The organism is Streptomyces sp. P9(2023) (genome assembly GCF_032436795.1).
Taxonomy (GTDB): Bacteria; Actinomycetota; Actinomycetes; order Streptomycetales; family Streptomycetaceae; genus Streptomyces.
This window is the reverse complement of record NZ_JAUPWM010000133.1, coordinates 1-530: the sequence shown is the minus strand read 5'-3', so window position 1 is coordinate 530 and position 530 is coordinate 1. Positions and strand designations below refer to the sequence as shown.

At 58.9% G+C, this 530-nt stretch carries 1 pseudogene; it reads left to right on the top strand.

The features are described 5' to 3' along the window. Positions 1-293: 293 nt before the first annotated feature. Positions 294-530: pseudogene (locus Q5762_RS37015) on the top strand (hypothetical protein); the annotation flags it as partial.

Here is a 530-nt window from a genome sequence, read left to right as displayed (position 1 = left end):
CGCCCTGCCCCCCCACCCGGCCCTGGCGCCCGCCCCGCGCAGCGGCCGCCGGCGGGGCGGCAGCCCCTTAGAGGAGAAGGGAAAAATACTGATTTTGAATAAAAACAATAAGTTAGGCGGATGTAATAGGAAGCAGGGCTTCCGGACAACCGGAAGCAGCTTGCTTCCGCTCACTTCCTATAATAGGAAAAAAAATCCTTGCATAGGACTGTCGACTCGGAATAGAATTTCCACCAATAGGAAGCTGACGTCCGATTGTCCGGATGCAGTGTTTCCGGTTTGAGGGGATGCCCATGCAGCAGATCACGGTAGCGACGGACGCTCAACGGCGTATTCGCCAGCGCGAGCTGGCCATGCTGGACGAGAAAGAGGCTCAGGAGCGCGAGGAAGCGCGGAAGAACAAGGGGTTCACACAGGTGTATTCGAGGGGTTGGAGGCGCGTACGGGAGCTTGCTACGGGCAATTCAGGCGCTGCCGGTCTGTACGCCCTCTTTGCCGAGCACATCGACCCGACTTGTGGCGCGGTGATC